Genomic DNA, 16,141 nt, shown 5'->3' with positions numbered 1-16,141 from the left:
GGGATGGGGGGCGTTTCGGGGGCATGCGATGGCGGTGATTCCGGTTCCGCTACGGCTTCGAAAAGCGGGAGCGAGGAGCGGGCTTCGGCCTGTTCGCGCTCGAACTGGGACAGGAGACGACTGGCCCGATTGACTACGGATTGGGGGATTCCCGCCAGTTTTGCGACATGCAGGCCCCAGCTCTTGCGGGCGGCACCGGGGCGGACCTCGTGCTGGAAGATCACCTCGCCGCGCCACTCCTTCACGGCCATCGTGTAGGGGGCGAGGCGGGGGAGGAATTCGGTCAGGGCGCCGAGCTCATGGAAATGTGTTGCAAAGATTGTCCGCGAGCCGAGCTGGGTGTGCAGGGCCTCGAGTGTGGCCCAGGCGATGGACAGGCCGTCGAGGGTTGCGGTGCCGCGTCCGATCTCGTCCACGACGACGAGGGACTTCGGTCCGGCCTGATTGAGAATCGCCGCCGTCTCGGTCATTTCGACCATGAAGGTCGAACGGCCCCGGGCGAGGTCGTCCGCGCCGCCGACGCGGGAGAACAGGCGGTCCACCACGCCGATATGGGCTTCTTTCGCGGGAACGGGGAGGCCGGCCTGCGCGAGGATCACGGCGAGGGCGGTCTGGCGCAGGAAGGTGGATTTGCCCGCCATGTTCGGACCCGTCAGCAGCATGGCGCGGTGTTCAGGTGGCAGGGCGCAGTCATTGGGGATGAAACGGGCATCCGCGCTTCCCGACTCGGCCAGTGCGGCTTCGACGACGGGGTGTCGGCAGGCGACGAGGCTGAACTCCGTGCCGTCCGTGACGGTGGGTCGGCACCATGAGCCGCCTTCCGCGAGCAGGCCGCAGGAGCGCAGGACGTCGGCGAGGGCCAGAAACTCGGCGACTTCATCGAGGGCCGGGGTTTGCAGGATGCGGGCGCAGAGCTCGGCGAAAATGCGGCGTTCCAGCGCGGCGGCCTTGTCGGCGGCTTCGAGGATGGCGCGGTCCAGACCGGCGAGTTCTTCCGTGGAAAAGCGGGCAAGACTGGCGGTGCCCTGACGGAAGGAGAGTTCGGGGTTGTCGCGCAGTTTCGTGCCAGCGGCGGACGGGACTTCGATCACGTAGCCGAGTTGGGCATGGTGTTTGATCTTGAGGTTTGAGACGCCGAATTTTTCGGACAGTTCGCCCTGCATGGCGGCGATGATGCGGCGGCTTTCGTCCCGCAGGCCGCGATAGCGGTCCAGCTCCGTGTTGTAGCCGGGGGCGATGAAGCCGCCGTCCTCGATCCGGGCGGGCAGCGTTTCGGCGACGGCGGCCTGAAGCTGTTCCAGCAGGGTGTCAGCGCGGCCGTACAGACCAGCGGTGAGGGTGCGGATCAGCGTGGGTGTGTTCTGGTCGCAGGCGGGCTGGAGCATGGCGGTGATGTCGTTGGCGGCGATCAGGGTGTCGCGGATGGCGGCGAGATCGCGCGGCTGTCCGCGTCCGGCGGAGATGCGACCCAAAGCGCGGGCGGGGTCGGGCGTGCGGCGCAGGATGTCGCCGAGGGCGCTGGACAGGCCGGGGACGGATTGCAGCCAGAGCCAGCCGTTCTGGCGGTCCGTGATCGCGATGGCGTCGGTCAGGGGGGAGGCGAGCCACTGGGCGAGGAGGCGGGAGCCTGCGGCCGTGGCGGTGCGGGTGACGGCGCCGAGGAGGCTGTGTTTCGTCTCGCCATCGCGGGTGCGCAGGATGTCGAGGCTGGCGCGGGTGGCGGGGTCGATGCCCAGCACACCGTCCGTGCCCTGCGGGATGGGGCGGGAAAGGCGCGGGAGCGCTCCGGCCTGACTGCGCTGGACGTAATTCAGGGCCATGGCGCAGGCGATGGCCTGTTCGGGCGGGAAGTCTCCGAGCGCGTCGATCTGGGCGACGCCATAGGCGCGGGCGACGAGGGTTCGAGCGCTGTCGAGCGTGGGCGGGACGGCGACGGGGGCCAGACGGGAGGCGTAATCGGGGGGGATGAGATCGGGTTCGGACAGGATTTCGGCGGCGTCGAGCCGGGCCATCAGTTCGGGCAGGGCGGGTTCGGGGACCGAGGCGGTTTCGAAGGCGCCGGTGGAAATGTCGATCCAGGCCGCGCCGATTGTTTTTGTGCGTTTTTCCGGGCTGCGGGCGATGGCGAGGAGCAGGTTGGCGCGTCCGGCTTCGAGCAGTTCGTCTTCGGTCAGGGTGCCGGGGGTGACGACGCGGACGATGGCGCGGGCGAGCGGGCCTTTCTGGGGTTTTTCGCCTTTTTTCGGTGGGGCCTGTGTCTGTTCGGCGACGGCGACGCGGAAGCCGCGACGGATCAGGCGCGAGAGATAGGCCGGGGCAGCGGCGACGGGGACGCCGCACATGGGGATCGGTTCGCCCTGATGGGTGCCGCGGGCGGTGAGTGCGATATCGAGCGCCATGGCGGCGGCCTGCGCGTCGGAGAAGAACAGCTCGTAGAAATCGCCCATGCGGAAGAACAGCAGGGCGTCGGGTTCCTGATGTTTGAGGTCGAACCACTGGGCCATCGCGGGGCTGGCGTTTTCGGCGGTAGGCAGGGGCATGAAGGTGCCGATGGGTCCGGTCTCCGGGCTGTCACTTCGGGAAGGGGATGGGAAAATAACGCCTCACCGCCGGTGTGTGAACCGGCGGGATGGGGTCAGTGGGCGCGTCGGCGGTTCAGGCGTGACTGGAAAGCCACGGTGACGTCGCGCAGGCGCACCACTTTGAGGGCGTCGAGCATCACGGCGTAAACAGCCATTCCGAAGAGGATCAGGGCTGTCAGCATGCCCAGACGCCAGACGCCGTGCCAGGTGGGTAGACCGGGAGCCGCAAGCTTTTCGGCGGCCGCGACCCACAGGGCCATCATGATGGCGGCACCTGCAATACGCAGGGCGCGTCCTTTCAGGAGCGGGTCGGCGATGAAGAGGCCGCGGCGGTGCAGGATGACGGCGAGCAGCGTGCAGTTGACGAAGGCGGCAATCGTGCTGGCCAGCGGTGGGCCGATATGGCCGAGCGGACGATAGAGCAGAAGGTTGAGGACGAGGTTCAGCGCCAGTGTGAAGAAGCCGATGCGGACGGGAGTGACGGTATCGCCTTCCGCGAAAAAGGCCGGGGAGAGGACCTTGATGAGGACGAAGGCGGGCAGGCCGAGAGCGTAGGCCTGAAGACACTGTCCGGAGAGGATGGCGTCGTGGACGGTGAAATGGCCGTAGCCGAAGAGCGCGGCCATGATGGGGGAGGCCAGGACGATCATGCCGATCATGGCAGGGAGAGTCAGGAGCAGCGTGTAGTCGATGGCGCGGTTGAGGCTCGAATGGACGGCGGCGCGGTCTTTATTGGCGATGTGGCGCGTCAGGAGCGGCAGAAGGGCCGTGCCAGCTGCCGAACCGAGAACGCCGAGCGGGAGCTGGTTGATGCGGTCGGCGAAATACAGGATCGAGGGCGTGCCGACGGGTAGATGTGTGGCGATGATGGTGTCGACGGTCAGGTTGATCTGGGTGACGCCGGAGCCAACGAGGCCGGGGCCCATGCGGCGCAGGAGAGCGCGCATGTCGGGCGACAGGCTGGGCCATGTCAGGTGAGGCGCCATGCCGGCGCGTCGGGCGGCCCAGTAGAGGGCGCCGAGCTGGACGACGCCGGAGAGTGTCACGCCCCAGGCGCTGACGACGGCGGTGTTGTGCCAGACCAGTGCGCCGAGAAGGATGGCGGCGATGCCGATGATGTTGAAGGTGACGTAGGCGGCGGCCGCTGCGGTGAATTTGCTGAGGCCGTTCAGCACGCCTGACACCAGTGCCGCGCCGCAGATCAGCAGCATGTAGGGGAACGTGATTCGCGACAGGTGCACCGCGGTTTCAAAGCGGGTGCCGGTGAGGCCCGAGCCGATGCATTCCACGACCAGCGGCATGAAGATTTCGGCCAGAATCGTCAGCAGGGCGAGCCAGAGCATCAGTCCGGACAGGGCCTGACCTGCGAAACGCAGGGCGGACTGGTGGCCCTTCGTTTCGTAGCGCTCGGTGAACATCGGCACGAAGGCGGCGTTGAACGCCCCTTCGCCGAAGAGGCGCCGGAACATGTTGGGTAGCCGAAGCGCGATCAGGTAGGCGTCCTGAACGGGGCCGGCACCAAGGAACGCGGCGAGAAGCTGGTCACGAACGAGGCCGAGGACACGCGAAAGCATGGTCCAGCAGCCGACTGTCAGGAAATTGCGAAGCATTTCCTGATCCTAGCCGATCATTCAGCGCCGCGACATATCCCCCGTTACAGGAAAAGCGCAGTGTGACGGATGGGCTTCAGCGCAGGACCGTTTCGCGGTTGTGCAGGGTCGTTTCGGCTCTGGCGGGCTGCTGGATCGTGGGGCGGATCGCGGCGAGGCCGATGCAGAGCAGCGTGACTTCCAGCATCAGCATGGCGCTGGCCCAGAAGATGCCGGACAGGCCAAGGAAGGTCGTGACGTGATGGGCGACGGCCGGGGTCAGGGCGCCGAGGGCGGCGACGACCAGAAGGGGCAGGATCGGGCGGAGCGGTGAGTCCTTCATAAATGTCTCCTGTCACATTTCTGACGTGAACTCTGGCGGGTTTCGATACGGTTATTCAAGGAAAAAAGACGAACTTCCCTGTCGCTGTTGCGTGATTGGGGGTGCCATGACTGATTTTTCAACGATTTCCCCGCCTGTGAGTGTCGCCGAGCTTCGCGTGAGGCTGGATCGGATCCGGCGTCTGGCCTGGCTTCTGAACTCTGTCGCGCGGATTCCGGGGCTGCGGCTGCGGGCGGGGCTGGATACGCTGCTGGGGCTTCTGCCCGGAGGCGGTGCGCTGATCGGGACAGCGCTGTCGCTTTATATCGTCTGGGAAGGGCGCCGGATGGGTGTGGACCGCCAGACCGTGCAGCGGATGCTGGGGAATGTGGCGATCGAGGCCGTGGTGGGCCTCGTACCGCTGGCGGGAGATCTGTTTGATACGGTGTTCAAGGCCGATCTGCGGAATATCGCGCTGATCGAAGCCGCGCTGGCGGGGCGGCTTGGGGTTCAGTGATCCAGCAGGACCTTGCGGACTGCTTCCTCGACGCGGTTTGAGGCGGGTTTGGCCAGCGGCGTGAACCAGTTGGCCAGATTGCCGTCGCGGTCGGTCAGATATTTGTAGAAATTCCAGCGCGGGCGGGCGAGGAAGCCGCCCTGCTTGTCCAGCCAGCGGAACAGCGGTGTGGTCTCCGGGCCGCGCACATGCTGGCGCGCGGTCATGGGGAAGCTCACGCCGTAATTGCGATGGCAGAAATTCTTGATGTCTTCCGAGGAGCCGGGTTCCTGCTGGCCAAAATCGTTTGATGGTACTCCGACGATCATCAGGCCTTCGGGATAGTCGCGGCCATAGCGGGACCAGAGGTGTTGCAGATCCTCATACTGGGGTGTGAAGCCGCATTTTGATGCCGTGTTGACGATCAGCAGCGGTCGTCCGCGATACGCCGAGAGGTCGATCGTGTCGCCGGACAGGCCGGGAAGGCTGAAATCATAGGCACAGGTCATGGGGCTTCTCCCTATCAGTCGGCGGCATCCTAGCGGTTCGGGGGCGTTCAGGCGAGAGAGGAGGGGTGGACAGAACGTGACATGACGGACAGGTTCAGGTCGTTTCGGGTCCGGTTGCGGGTGCGTCGTTCTGTTTTTGGGTGAGGAGTTTGCCTGCGTGATCCTGCGCGTCCTTGTCGGCATGGCCGGTCTTCTGATTCTGGGTGCGCTTTTGTCCACCAACCGCCGGGCCATTGACTGGTCACTTGTGGGACGGGCGCTGCTGTTGCAGGTGCTGATTGCGGCGGTCGTACTGTGGGTGCCAGCGGGCGCTCATGGGCTGCACGTGGTGTCGGATGCGGTGACGAAGGTTCTGTCTTTCGGCGATGTGGGGAGTGCATTCCTGTTCGGTGGGCTTGTGGGGCCGAAGATGAACGGGCTGTTTGGCAATGACAGTTTCGTCTTCGCGCTCAAGGTTCTGCCTGAGATCGTCTATGTCGCGGCGCTTCTGGGGCTGTTGCAGCACTGGGGCGTGTTGCAGTTTCTCTCGAAGCTGATTGGTGGGGCCCTGTCTCGGGTGCTGGGGACGACGGGGCTCGAATCGTTCTCGGCGGTGCTGACGATCTTTCTGGGGCAGAGCGAGATGCCGATCGCGCTTCAGACCTGTCTGGCGGAAATGTCGGAAGGGGAGCTGGCGACGGTTCTGTGTAGTGGGACGTCCTCCATCGCGGGGTCCGTGCTCGCGGGATATGCGTCGCTGGGCGTGCCAATGGAGAACCTGCTGGCGGCGTCTTTCATGGCGATCCCGGGGGGGCTGCTGTTCTCGCGCATCCTGTTTCCGGGGCCGCGGCGGTCCGATGCGCAGATTGCCGGGGCGGATCACGGGCATCACAGCATGTTTGAGGCCATTGCAGACGGTGCGATGAATGGCGCGAAGATCGCGGTGGCGGTGGGCTCGGTCCTGATTGCGTTCGTGGGACTGATTGCATTGGCGAACGGGATTCTGAGCGCGGTGGGTCTGTCTCTGGCGCAGATTCTGGGGACGGTGTTTGCGCCGTTTGCCTGGCTGCTCGGGGTGCCGTGGAGCGAGTGTGTCGTGGCGGGAGGGCTGTTGGGGCAGAAGATCGCGTTCAATGAGTTCGTGGCTTATGTGAACCTGTCTCCGCTGATCCATGCTCATGCCCTGTCTCAGCGGACGATCACGATCCTGTCCTTTGCGCTGTGCGGGTTTGCGAACATCTCGACGATCGGGATCCTGATCGGGGCGTTTGGGAGTGCGGAGCCGCGTCGGCGGACGGATGTGGCATCATTGGCCGTGCGGGCTGTGGCGGCGGGGACGCTGTCCAATGCGATGAGCGCAGTGATTGCGGGGCTGTTCGTCTGAGCCGCAATGGCGTTCACGAATCTCTGATCCATGGGATGGCTGGATGCGGGTAGGATGCGAACAGTTATTATCTTTCTCTGATCAGACTGTGAGTTTCTCCATGCGCCGTTCCGGATTCCTGACCCTTCTTCTGGCCTCTGTGATGGCTGTTCCCGCTCTGGCTTCTGCGGAAGAGCATGTGAGCGGGGAACTGAAGGGGACGGATGGGGCCACGCACGGGATCGTGGATGTGACGGGAGCGCCCAGGGGGGTGCTGCTGCGTCTTCAGGTTCAGGGGCTGACGCCGGGCTGGCACGGGATTCATTTTCATGAAAAGGGCAGTTGTGCGGCTCCGAAATTCACCAGTGCGGGTGCGCATGTTCATGCGGTGACGCCGGTTGTGCATGGTCTGCTGAGGGCGGATGCAAATGATGCCGGGGATCTGCCAAACCTGTATGTCGCAGCGGACGGGACGGCGACGGTGGAGCTTTATTCCACGCTGGTCTCGCTGAGGGGCGGGAATGGTGTGCCGGCGCTGATGGATGCGGACGGGGCGTCCGTGGTGATCCATGCCAGACCGGATGATTATCAGACCCAGCCGATTGGCGGTTCGGGAGACCGGGTGGCCTGCGCCGTTCTGCACTGAACCACGCTGTTATTCCCGGGTCGGGGGACGGTCCAGTAGAAGGTGGCGCGCTTCCTCGATCGAGACGCCGTCATTGAGGAGGCGGGTGACGGTTTCGATGATCGGCACCCGCACGTTGTGCTGCCGGGCCAGGGTGAGCATGGCCGGGGCCGTCAGGACCCCTTCAGCGACTGTTGTGCGTGAGGCGAGGATGTCTGTGAGCGGGCGGCCTTCGCCGAGTTCCAGACCCACGCTGTAGTTGCGCGATCCGCGTCCCGTGCAGGTCAGGATGAGGTCGCCCATGCCTGCGAGGCCCGCGAGCGTGCTGGCGCGACCGCCCGTGGCCTCGGCGAGGCGGCCGATTTCGGCGACGGCGCGGGTGATGAGGGCAGCACGGGCGTTTTCGCCCAGGCCCGCGCCGATGGTGATGCCTGCGCCGATGGCGATGACGTTCTTCGCGGCCCCTGCAAGCTGGACGCCAGCAGCGTCATCGCTGGCATAGAGGCGGAAGCTGGATGTGTTGAGGAGTGCTGTGAGTTTCTGCGCGAGAGCGAGGTCTGTGCAGGCCAGCGTTGCGGCGGCGGGGAGGCCTTTTGCGACTTCGATGGCGAAGTTGGGACCGGAGAGGACACCGGTCGGGCGGCCGGGCATGGTTTCGGCGAGGACGTCGAGCGGCAGGAGGGATGTGGCCTGTTCCAGTCCCTTGCAGCAGGTCACAACGGGGACTGCGGGGTCGAGCACGGTCTGAAGGCGCGTGGAGACGTCGCGGGCGGTCTGGACCGGGGTGACGAGCAAGGCGATGTCGGCGGTGCGGGGGAAGTCGCCGGTGATGGTGACGTTGTCGGGCAGGGTGATGTCCGGCAGGCGCGGGAGGGTGCGGGTTCCGGGTGGAACGGGGTTGCGCATCCAGAGTGTGACGTCCGCGCCGGTGGCTGCTGTGGCGCAGGCCAGCGCCGTTCCCCAGGCTCCGGCGCCGATGACGGCGATATGCGGACGTGTGGTCATGGTTATTCTTCTGCCAGTCGTTCGATGTTGATCTGGATGTCTTCGGCCTCGGGAGAACGCAGGCCGGTGGCGAGGGCTTCGAGAATGTTGCGGGCATCCTCTTCGAAACCGAAGGGGGCGTTAACGACCAGCAGGCCGCAGCCATTCAGGCGGGACGGATCGACGGGGGGGCGGAGCAGGAACTCGCAGGCGAGCATGTCCCGGATGCCGGCGTCCTGAAGGGCTGTGTAGAAGGCGCGGACGGGTGTGCGGTGTTTGATCGGGTACCACACGGCGACGATCCCGGCGCGGAAGCGGGTGCGGATCAGGGCAATGGCGTCGGCGCAGCGGGCGAAATCGTCCGGCTTCTCGAAGGGCGGGTCGATGAGGACGAGGCCGCGCTTGAAGTCCTTCGGCGGAAGCAGGGCGCGGAGGGCTTCGTAGCCGTCACGGTGATGGATTGCGGCCTGTGGGTCGGCGTGGAAAAGGCGGCGCAGGGGGCGGACGTCTTCGGGGTGTAACTCGCAGGCAATGAGCTGGTCCTGCGGGCGGAGTTCGGCGCGGGCGAAGGCCGGGGAGCCGGGATAGCGGTGCCGGTCCAGCACGTTGGGGCGGACGGCGTCGAGATAATCCGCGAGTGCGGGGGCTGCCGGACCGTCAAGCAGGCGGCCGATGCCGGCGCGCCATTCGCCGGTCTTTTCGGCTTCTTCGGACGTCAGGTCGTAGCGGCCACATCCGGCATGGGTGTCGAGGACGACGAAGCCTGCGGGTTTGCGCTTCAGGGCCTTGATCAGTGCGAGAAGCAGGGCGTGCTTCATGCAGTCGGCGAAGTTTCCGGCGTGGTAGATGTGGCGGTAGTTCAAGAGACGTTTTCCGGGGTGGAGGCGGGGAACTGGCTGAGGATGACGGGATCGGTGATCTTGTCATCGGCGGCAAGCAGGAAGAGTTTCGACAGGATGACCGAGAGGGTCTGGTCGTCGTCGAAAGGCAGGGCGATGCCGGATTTCTTTTTGCGGGCGTCTGGAACGATGCAGATATAGCGCCGGTCGGGATCGAGGAAGATGTTTCCCGTTCCGATATGGATCCGGTAGCTGTGCAGGACGCCGCGGACAAGGACATGTGTGTCGGTGAGTTCGAGGCGGTCCGCGATGGTGAGGCGGGGGAGGAGCCGTTCGAGCGTCTCGTAGCGGATGCGGGCGCGGCCATTGAGGGACGTGGTTTCGTCCTGCTTCCACATGGCGAGATCACTCAGGCGGCGCCATTCGCCGATGGAACGGCCTTCCGCTCCGTCGAGATAGGTGACTTCGAGACCGATGGAGGCCACGCTCACGAAGAGATCCAGATCCCGCATGACTTCCGAAAAGATCAGGGGTGGGACGTCTTCGAGGGGAACGGTTTCCTTGCCGATGGTGAGTTTTTTGCCGCCGTCGTGGCGCCAGGAGCCCTTGTCCGTGACAGTGCGGAACTGGACGCGGTCGGTGAGGATATGGGGGAATGTTCCGTGATGGAAAGCGGCCTGGCCATCGACGCCGGCAGTCCAGATTTCGGCGTGCAGACCGGCGGAGGGAATGGTCAGGCTGGTGGGGTCCCCCTCGCTTGAGGGCATGTGCATGCTCAGGGTGCGCACGCGCCAGCCACGCTGACGGCCGAGTTCGACGGACTGCGCCTGACGCAGGACCTGCTTTGCGTAGCGCAGGGAGGCCGGGGAAGTGGCGCGTTCGGCGTCGGTCAGGACATAGGTTTCACGCCAGGCCTGACGGATGGGCTGGATGAGGGCAATGGTTTCCAGCATGTCGCGCCACTGGTTGACGAGGGCCATATCGGCGTCCAGCGGGTGCCATAGGGTAATGGTTTCGTCGTCGCGCAGGGGAGCGGTCGAAGTGCCGTCTGGGGCGACGGGTGTGCCGTTTGGGAAGAGGATAGTGCGCTGTGTGCCGTCGGGCGCGGTGAGGGTCCAGATCTGGCGGTGGGCGAGCCAGGACAGGACGGGATGGGCCAGATAGTTCGTACGGAAGCGTTCGGCAGTCCAACGTTCCTGAGTGATCCAGGAGCGTTCGAGGCGCAGGCGGTGGGCCTGCATTTCCTTTGTCAGCGCGCGGGCTTCTTCCCTGAGTTTTTCATAGGCGCGGATGGTCTTGAGTTCTGTGCGGATCGCGGGAGGGACCGGGCGCAGTTCTGTGCCATCGGCAGAGAACAGTGTGACGGTGCCGGAGCCATTGGGCTTGAGGGACAGGGTTGCGGTCAGGCCGTTGGGAAGCGGGACGGCCCGTTCATGATGGCTGTCGAGGCCATGGGTATAGGCGGAGCGTTCTTCGAGTTCCGTGATGCTGATGCCGGATTTTCGGGCGGAGTCGGCCAGGGCGGCGTTGATCTGGCCGAGCATCAGGGAATGACGGGTTTTCTGGCGCAGGGCGATCTGTTCGTTGATGGCATCACGGTCGGCGGTGAGGCCGAGGGCCCGGATGATGCGATTGAACTCGAAGATCCTGTCGTCCCGCTGGAAGTTTTTTGCCAGTGTGCTGAGGAGTTGCACGTCTTCCGGTGTGCCGCTGACGGCGACGAGCCAGAGGCATCCACACAGGATCCTGTTGAAGTTGATCAGCGTCAGGGGAGGTCTTTTGCGGAGATCCCGCAGGCCAAACTCTGCCGTGTCCATCCGCCAGAGGGTCTCTTTTTCCGGTATGAAGGATTCTGGTCTGGCGATGAGTTCGTAAGCGGCTTCGCGGACGGAGCCTGTGGCCTTGATGCGATTGTTTGCGTGCATGACGAGGATGGGAAGAATGGCGGCACGATAGAGTGGACCGTCGATCCAGCGTCCCTGTGCCGTATCAAAATCGCGCAGGATGGCACGGGCCAGATTTAGAACATCCTGTCCATCGGAGGCTGCAAGAATGGCGGCGCGGTCGCGCAGGGTCCGCGTTGAGGGAGTAATACTGTCAGGAGTGACAAGGCGGTCAAAGACGGGATCGTCCGCCTTGCTTGGGTGCAAGGTCAGGCGAATGATGTGCTGGCGGACGAGACGAAAAGTACCGGGCCGTTCGAGGGGTATCCGGAGATAATCTGTCCGGGCCTGGGCGAGCCAGGCCCTATCCATGATGCAATGGGCTTCAGCGGGCGTAGAGCGGTTGGGATCGGGGCAGAATGTTCTGAAACGGGTCCAGTATGAACTTCGCTTCGTCATCGGAATGGGCGCGGCTGGATCAAGGGTCTCGCGGGCGAGACGGTTCAGCCAGATCGGGGCCGGAAGGTATGGGCCGGGACCGATTGTTTCTGTCCGGAAGTAGGCAGCCAAAGGCACTTTATCATCCAGATAGTGATTGGCGTCCTTGCGGAAGGTGTAACCTTTGTAGTCACACATACGCCGCGCGTAGAGTTTGGCCCATCTTCTGCGCGCATTTTCAAAGGCGGTGGGCCAGCGGGCGCACATCCGGGCATGCCAGTCCATGAAAGACTGTTCCATGTCACCGACTTTCGACAGGAGGCGATAGAGTGCACCGCCGGGCAGGGAGGCGACCAGAACCGGATCACGCTGTTGCATGTCAGCCTCCGACCAGGGGGATGAGGCGCATAAAGGTGATGGTCATGTCCGGGTTGAGGGTGATGTCGTCATCCAGATGCGGGATCTGATGGTCATTGACGATGACCAGATAGGCGCGGCGTTCAAAGGCCTTCAGGGCATGGTCGATGGCGGCTTCCACGGTTTCGATACAGGGCGCGTCCTGCGGGATGAGGGCCGTTTCCTCACTGTCTGGAGAGGATACACCGTTGCTGTCCCATTCGAGACGGACGCGCTCGGCGATCAGGTCCCGCACGCGCAGATGTCTGCGGGTTTTCCAGTCAAAGCGCAGGGCGGCCCTGCTGATGCCGGTTCCGGTCTCGTCGCGGATGAGGATGGCGGTCATGCGGCTTCCTGTTCAGGCGTGAGCGGGTGTGCGTTCAGAGAGGGGCCAGCGGGGCCGGGCGGCGGTGTCGATTTCGTTGGGGGTCTCGCCCGCGTGAAGGCGTTCGAGGGCGGCCCAGGCGACCATGACCGCGTTGTCCGTGCACAGGCGCAGGGGCGGGGCGAAGAAGGGGATACCGTGGTTTGCGGCGACCTGTTCGAGGGCGTGGCGCAGGGTTTTGTTGGCTGCCACGCCGCCTGCGACGACCAGGGCCGTGGCGTTCGGGCTGAGGGCCAGGGCGTGTTCGGCACGGTCGGCCATGACGTCCGCGACCGCGCGCTGGAAGGAGGCGGCGACGTCGGCGGCGAACTGTCGGGGCAGGGCTTCGCGCGTTCCGGTCGGGTCCTGCGTGTCGATCAGGCGGCTGACGGCGGTTTTCAGGCCGGAGAACGAGAAATCGCAGCCTTCGCGGCCCTTGAGGGGGCGGGGCAGCGGGTAGGCGTCGTCGCGGCCTTCAGTTGCGAGTTTCTCAAGGGCCGGGCCGCCGGGCCAGCCGAGACCGAGCATTTTGGCGACCTTGTCGAAGGCTTCTCCGGCAGCGTCGTCGATCGTGCCGCCAAGGCGGATGTAGCGGCCGGTTTCCTCGACCGAGACGCACTGGCAGTGGCCGCCCGAGACCAGCATCGTCAGGTAGGGGAAGTGCAGATCCGCGCCGAGGCTGGGCAGGCGCGGGGTGAGGATGTGAGCCTCGATATGGTTCACGGCCACGAAGGAGCGGTGCAGTGCCATGGCCAGTCCCTTGGCGTAGGAACTGCCGACAATCAGGCCGCCGATCAGGCCGGGGCCGGTTGTGCCTGCGAAAGTGTCGATGTCGGCCAGCGTCAGGGAGGCTTTTTTCAGGACTTCCGCCACCAGTGTGGGCAGGGCGTCCAGATGGGCGCGGGCCGCGATTTCCGGGACGACGCCGCCGAGAATGGCGTGGTCGGTCTGGGACAGGACGCCTTCGGCCAGGATCGTGCCGTCATAGGCGAGGATGGCGCAGGCCGTATCGTCGCAGGAGGTTTCGATGGCCAGAAGGGCGCGCATGGGGGCGGATGGAGAAGTGGCGGGGGCTGACATGGGGCTTATTATGGCCGAGTCTGTCATATCATGACAGTCCCGTGTGAATGGGCTAAAGCTGCCGTTCATGAATGCTCCCGTCCTGCCTTCCGAGGCGCTCCAGAGAGTCGCCGCGGAAGCCGTCCGCCGCTCCCATGCCGCTGAGCCGCCTACCGGCCGCAAGCTCCCTCTTCGTGTCGGGTCGCGGGCGTCTCCGCTGGCGCTGGTCCAGACGCGGAACTTTCTCACGCGGCTGACGCGGTTCTGCCCCGTCCTGCGCGACATGGGCGCGTTTCAGGAATACCAGATCAGTACCGAAGGCGACCGCAATCTGGTGCAGCGTCTGGCAGAAATCGGCGGCAAGGGGCTCTTTGCCAAGGAAATTCATGAGGCGCTGGCGGCCGGGCGCATCGACTTTGCGGTGCACAGCCTCAAGGACCTGGAAACCAATCTGCCACCGGGTCTGGTGCTGGCGTGCACGCTCAAGCGCGAGGATGCGCGCGATGCGCTGATCCTGCGGGACCGGACTGTGACGGTTGATCCGCAGCGTCCCTATGACTGTCTGCCCGAAGGGGCGCTGGTCGGTTGTGCGTCGGTGCGGCGTCAGGCGCAGATGCTGCATGTGCGGCCGGATCTGCGGTTCTGCCTGCTGCGCGGGAATGTGCAGACGCGGCTGGACAAGCTGCGGGCTGGGGCATGCGATGCGACGCTTTTGGCGCTGGCCGGGCTGCGGCGTCTGGGCATGGAAGACCGTGTGGATGTCGTGCTGGAGCCGGACCAGATGCTGCCGGCTTCGGGGCAGGGCATTGTGGGTGTGACGGTTCGTGCGAGCGATCTGGAGCTGCGCGAACTGCTGTCCGCGATCGAGGATCCGGAGGCTCGGGCGGTTTCGACGGCCGAGCGTGCGCTTCTGGCGGAACTGGACGGATCGTGCCGGACGCCGATTGGCGGCTATGCCCGGATTGAGAACGGTGTTCTCAAGCTGAGTGGCATGATTGCGAGCGAGGATGGGACCTTCCTGCTCCGTCGCGAAATTGAGGGCGCGCCGCTTGAGGCGGCCCGGATGGGCACTGAGCTTGCGGACGAGCTTCGCCGCGCTACGCCGGCCCATATTTTTGATGAAATGAGGCGTCCCTGACGCTTTGCCGTCCTGAACCAGGGCGTACTGTTCTGGTGACCCGGCCGGAACCCGGACTGTCCGCTACGATGGCGGAGGTCCGGGCGCTCGGCTGGGAGGCTGTGGCGTGTCCGATGCTGGACATCACGACATTTGACCCTGTCGCGCCAGGCGAATTTCGGGCCGTGCTTGTGACGAGTGCGAATGCGCTGCCTGCGCTGCGGGACTGGCCTCGGGACCGGCTGGTTGTGGCGGTGGGGGCGCGGACGGCGGCGCGGGCGCGGCGGGACGGGTTCGTGAATGTCGAGGCCGCGGATGGGGATGCGCGGGCTCTGGCGGCGTTCTGCCGGGCGCGCGGCATTATGGGCGCGGATGTGCTGCTGGCCAGTGGCGAGGGCTATGGCGTGGATCTGGCGCGGGATCTGGGCGTGCAGCGTGTCGAGGTCTATGCGGCGGCCATGTGTGAGGCTCTGCCGGAGACGGCGCGGGATGCGCTTCGGAGCGGGCGCGTCGAGGCGGTGCTGCTGTATTCGGGAAAGACGGCCGAGGCGTTCAGGAGAGCGCTTGGGGCCGAAGAGGTGACGGCGCTGTCTGCCGTGCGGGCGCTCTGTCTGTCAGAGGCCATTGCCGCGCGCCTGAATCCGGAGGAATGGCGCGCGGTGATGTGGCCCGATCCGCTGGAGCAGCTCGGGCCAGTCGTCTGATCAGGCTTCGCCGGCGGGTTCCGGGAACTGCTGGGCACGCTTGGCCTGCCACAGGGCAACGAAGTCGATCGGCTGCAGCACGACGGGCGGGAAGCCGCCGTCACGCGTGACATCGCTGACGATGGAGCGGACATACGGGAAGATCAGGCGCGGCACTTCGACCAGCAGGATCGGCTCGATGAGTTCCTGCGGCGGGTTGTTCAGCGTTACGACGGCGGCGTAGGTCAGCTCGGCGATGAACACCGTGCGACCGGCCTGTCCACCTTCCTGTGCCGGCGGCTCGGCAGCTTCGGCGCGGACGGCCAGGGCGACTTCATAGACGGCCTGGTCTTCTTCCAGACGGTTGGCCTGGACGTCGATGTTGACGGAAATCTGCGGGGCAGAGCGCAGGGTTGCGAAGATCGAGGCGCCAGCCGGTACTTCGAAGGACAGGTCCTTCGTGTACTGCAGGTTGATGGCCAGCGGCATGGCCGGCACGTTTTCCTGACCCAGGGCAGCGTTGTCGGGGGTGGTCTCTGACATACAGTCTCCGGTTCCGCAGGGGCTGGGCCCGTGGCGGACATCGATTGGAACGATTGCGATCCCTCGGCGGTAGCATGATGTCCGCTGTCCGCCAAGACACGGTTCTGGCGGACAGATGGTTGAGATCGGACGGATTGCACCCTATCTACAGGTCAACGGATCTTTAACCGAACACTGCGAAACACAGGCCTTCATGTCTTCTGACGACATCCATCTCCCCGCCGGCCTCATGGCTCACGCGGGTCATTATTTTCCCTGGGACCTTGTGGTCCTGTTCGTGCTCGCCGTGGCGCTGGGGGTGAGGCTGTACCGTGTTCTTGGCCGTCGTGTCGGGATGCAGGGGGTACGGCAGGAACGTCCTGGGGGCGGG

General features: G+C 65.1%; 15 protein-coding genes. 5 read left to right on the top strand and 10 right to left on the bottom strand.

Annotation, left to right across the window (positions count from 1 at the left end; translation table 11 throughout):
• From mutS to KP701_RS15320, 3 genes are all read right to left on the bottom strand, one after another.
• The coding region (mutS, locus tag KP701_RS15330) for a DNA mismatch repair protein MutS (RefSeq protein WP_215747820.1) at positions 1-2,540 on the bottom strand (2,540 nt) is incomplete at its 3' end.
• Between the two features lie 95 nt (positions 2,541-2,635).
• Positions 2,636-4,192 (bottom strand): murein biosynthesis integral membrane protein MurJ, encoded by a 1,557-nt coding sequence (murJ, locus tag KP701_RS15325; protein WP_215747819.1) that lies wholly within the window; start codon positions 4,190-4,192, stop codon positions 2,636-2,638.
• A gap of 76 nt (positions 4,193-4,268) precedes the next feature.
• A complete protein-coding gene (locus tag KP701_RS15320; protein ID WP_041112121.1) occupies positions 4,269-4,514 on the bottom strand; it encodes a hypothetical protein in 246 nt (81 codons plus the stop codon).
• A 106-nt stretch (positions 4,515-4,620) separates the two neighbouring features.
• Here KP701_RS15320 and KP701_RS15315 point away from each other — a divergent pair, with 106 nt between their 5' ends.
• Positions 4,621-5,010, top strand: coding sequence for a DUF4112 domain-containing protein (locus KP701_RS15315; RefSeq protein ID WP_215747818.1), 390 nt, complete (start codon positions 4,621-4,623; stop codon positions 5,008-5,010).
• Here the strand turns inward: KP701_RS15315 and KP701_RS15310 are convergent.
• Complete coding sequence (locus KP701_RS15310; RefSeq protein ID WP_215747817.1) at positions 5,004-5,498, bottom strand: glutathione peroxidase; 495 nt, start codon at positions 5,496-5,498, stop codon at positions 5,004-5,006. The genes KP701_RS15315 and KP701_RS15310 overlap by 7 nt on opposite strands.
• Before the next feature lie 157 nt (positions 5,499-5,655).
• Between KP701_RS15310 and KP701_RS15305 the strand changes: the two genes are divergently transcribed.
• A complete protein-coding gene (locus tag KP701_RS15305) occupies positions 5,656-6,861 on the top strand; it encodes a nucleoside transporter C-terminal domain-containing protein (RefSeq protein ID WP_215747816.1) in 1,206 nt (401 codons plus the stop codon).
• 100 nt (positions 6,862-6,961) lie between these two features.
• On the top strand, positions 6,962-7,486 hold the full coding sequence (sodC, locus tag KP701_RS15300) for a superoxide dismutase[Cu-Zn] (RefSeq protein WP_215747815.1): 525 nt from the start codon (positions 6,962-6,964) through the stop codon (positions 7,484-7,486).
• A 9-nt stretch (positions 7,487-7,495) separates the two neighbouring features.
• Here the strand turns inward: sodC and KP701_RS15295 are convergent, their stop codons facing one another.
• From KP701_RS15295 to tsaD, 5 genes are read right to left on the bottom strand one after another with little or no spacing between them, the layout of a single operon-like run.
• Positions 7,496-8,470, bottom strand: coding sequence for an NAD(P)H-dependent glycerol-3-phosphate dehydrogenase (locus KP701_RS15295; protein ID WP_215747814.1), 975 nt, complete (start codon positions 8,468-8,470; stop codon positions 7,496-7,498).
• A 2-nt stretch (positions 8,471-8,472) separates the two neighbouring features.
• Entirely contained in the window at positions 8,473-9,312 is an 840-nt protein-coding gene (locus KP701_RS15290; protein WP_215747813.1) for a 23S rRNA (adenine(2030)-N(6))-methyltransferase RlmJ, read from the bottom strand.
• Positions 9,309-11,987 (bottom strand): DUF4132 domain-containing protein, encoded by a 2,679-nt coding sequence (locus KP701_RS15285; RefSeq protein ID WP_215747812.1) that lies wholly within the window; start codon positions 11,985-11,987, stop codon positions 9,309-9,311. The genes KP701_RS15290 and KP701_RS15285 overlap by 4 nt, the downstream gene beginning before the upstream one ends.
• Position 11,988: 1 nt before the next feature.
• Positions 11,989-12,351, bottom strand: coding sequence for a hypothetical protein (locus tag KP701_RS15280; RefSeq protein ID WP_215747811.1), 363 nt, complete (start codon positions 12,349-12,351; stop codon positions 11,989-11,991).
• Between the two features lie 12 nt (positions 12,352-12,363).
• Complete coding sequence (gene tsaD, locus KP701_RS15275) at positions 12,364-13,449, bottom strand: tRNA (adenosine(37)-N6)-threonylcarbamoyltransferase complex transferase subunit TsaD (protein WP_215747810.1); 1,086 nt, start codon at positions 13,447-13,449, stop codon at positions 12,364-12,366.
• A gap of 67 nt (positions 13,450-13,516) precedes the next feature.
• Here tsaD and hemC point away from each other — a divergent pair, with 67 nt between their 5' ends.
• Both hemC and KP701_RS15265 read left to right on the top strand, forming a co-directional pair.
• Positions 13,517-14,566, top strand: a complete 1,050-nt coding sequence (gene hemC, locus KP701_RS15270) for a hydroxymethylbilane synthase (protein WP_215747809.1) — start codon at positions 13,517-13,519, stop codon at positions 14,564-14,566.
• A gap of 35 nt (positions 14,567-14,601) precedes the next feature.
• Complete coding sequence (locus KP701_RS15265) at positions 14,602-15,249, top strand: uroporphyrinogen-III synthase (protein WP_371819020.1); 648 nt, start codon at positions 14,602-14,604, stop codon at positions 15,247-15,249.
• Here KP701_RS15265 and secB read toward each other — a convergent pair whose 3' ends face one another.
• Entirely contained in the window at positions 15,250-15,771 is a 522-nt protein-coding gene (gene secB, locus KP701_RS15260; RefSeq protein ID WP_215747808.1) for a protein-export chaperone SecB, read from the bottom strand.
• Between the last annotated feature and the right edge of the window lie 370 nt (positions 15,772-16,141).

The organism is Gluconobacter sp. P1C6_b (genome assembly GCF_018811945.1).
In the GTDB taxonomy this organism is placed as follows: domain Bacteria; phylum Pseudomonadota; class Alphaproteobacteria; order Acetobacterales; family Acetobacteraceae; genus Gluconobacter.
This window is presented reverse-complemented; position numbering and strand designations above follow the sequence as displayed.

What these genes read in the sequence shown, in the direction of transcription:
- murJ (WP_215747819.1), bottom strand. Translation starts at nt 4,192, where the DNA reads ATGCTTCGCAATTTCCTGACAGTCGGCTGCTGGACCATGCTTTCGCGT.
- KP701_RS15320 (WP_041112121.1), bottom strand. Translation starts at nt 4,514, where the DNA reads ATGAAGGACTCACCGCTCCGCCCGATCCTGCCCCTTCTGGTCGTCGCC.
- KP701_RS15315 (WP_215747818.1), top strand. Translation starts at nt 4,621, where the DNA reads ATGACTGATTTTTCAACGATTTCCCCGCCTGTGAGTGTCGCCGAGCTT.
- KP701_RS15310 (WP_215747817.1), bottom strand. Translation starts at nt 5,498, where the DNA reads ATGACCTGTGCCTATGATTTCAGCCTTCCCGGCCTGTCCGGCGACACG.
- sodC (WP_215747815.1), top strand. Translation starts at nt 6,962, where the DNA reads ATGCGCCGTTCCGGATTCCTGACCCTTCTTCTGGCCTCTGTGATGGCT.
- KP701_RS15295 (WP_215747814.1), bottom strand. Translation starts at nt 8,470, where the DNA reads ATGACCACACGTCCGCATATCGCCGTCATCGGCGCCGGAGCCTGGGGA.
- KP701_RS15285 (WP_215747812.1), bottom strand. Translation starts at nt 11,987, where the DNA reads ATGCAACAGCGTGATCCGGTTCTGGTCGCCTCCCTGCCCGGCGGTGCA.
- KP701_RS15280 (WP_215747811.1), bottom strand. Translation starts at nt 12,351, where the DNA reads ATGACCGCCATCCTCATCCGCGACGAGACCGGAACCGGCATCAGCAGG.
- tsaD (WP_215747810.1), bottom strand. Translation starts at nt 13,449, where the DNA reads ATGTCAGCCCCCGCCACTTCTCCATCCGCCCCCATGCGCGCCCTTCTG.
- hemC (WP_215747809.1), top strand. Translation starts at nt 13,517, where the DNA reads ATGAATGCTCCCGTCCTGCCTTCCGAGGCGCTCCAGAGAGTCGCCGCG.
- secB (WP_215747808.1), bottom strand. Translation starts at nt 15,771, where the DNA reads ATGTCAGAGACCACCCCCGACAACGCTGCCCTGGGTCAGGAAAACGTG.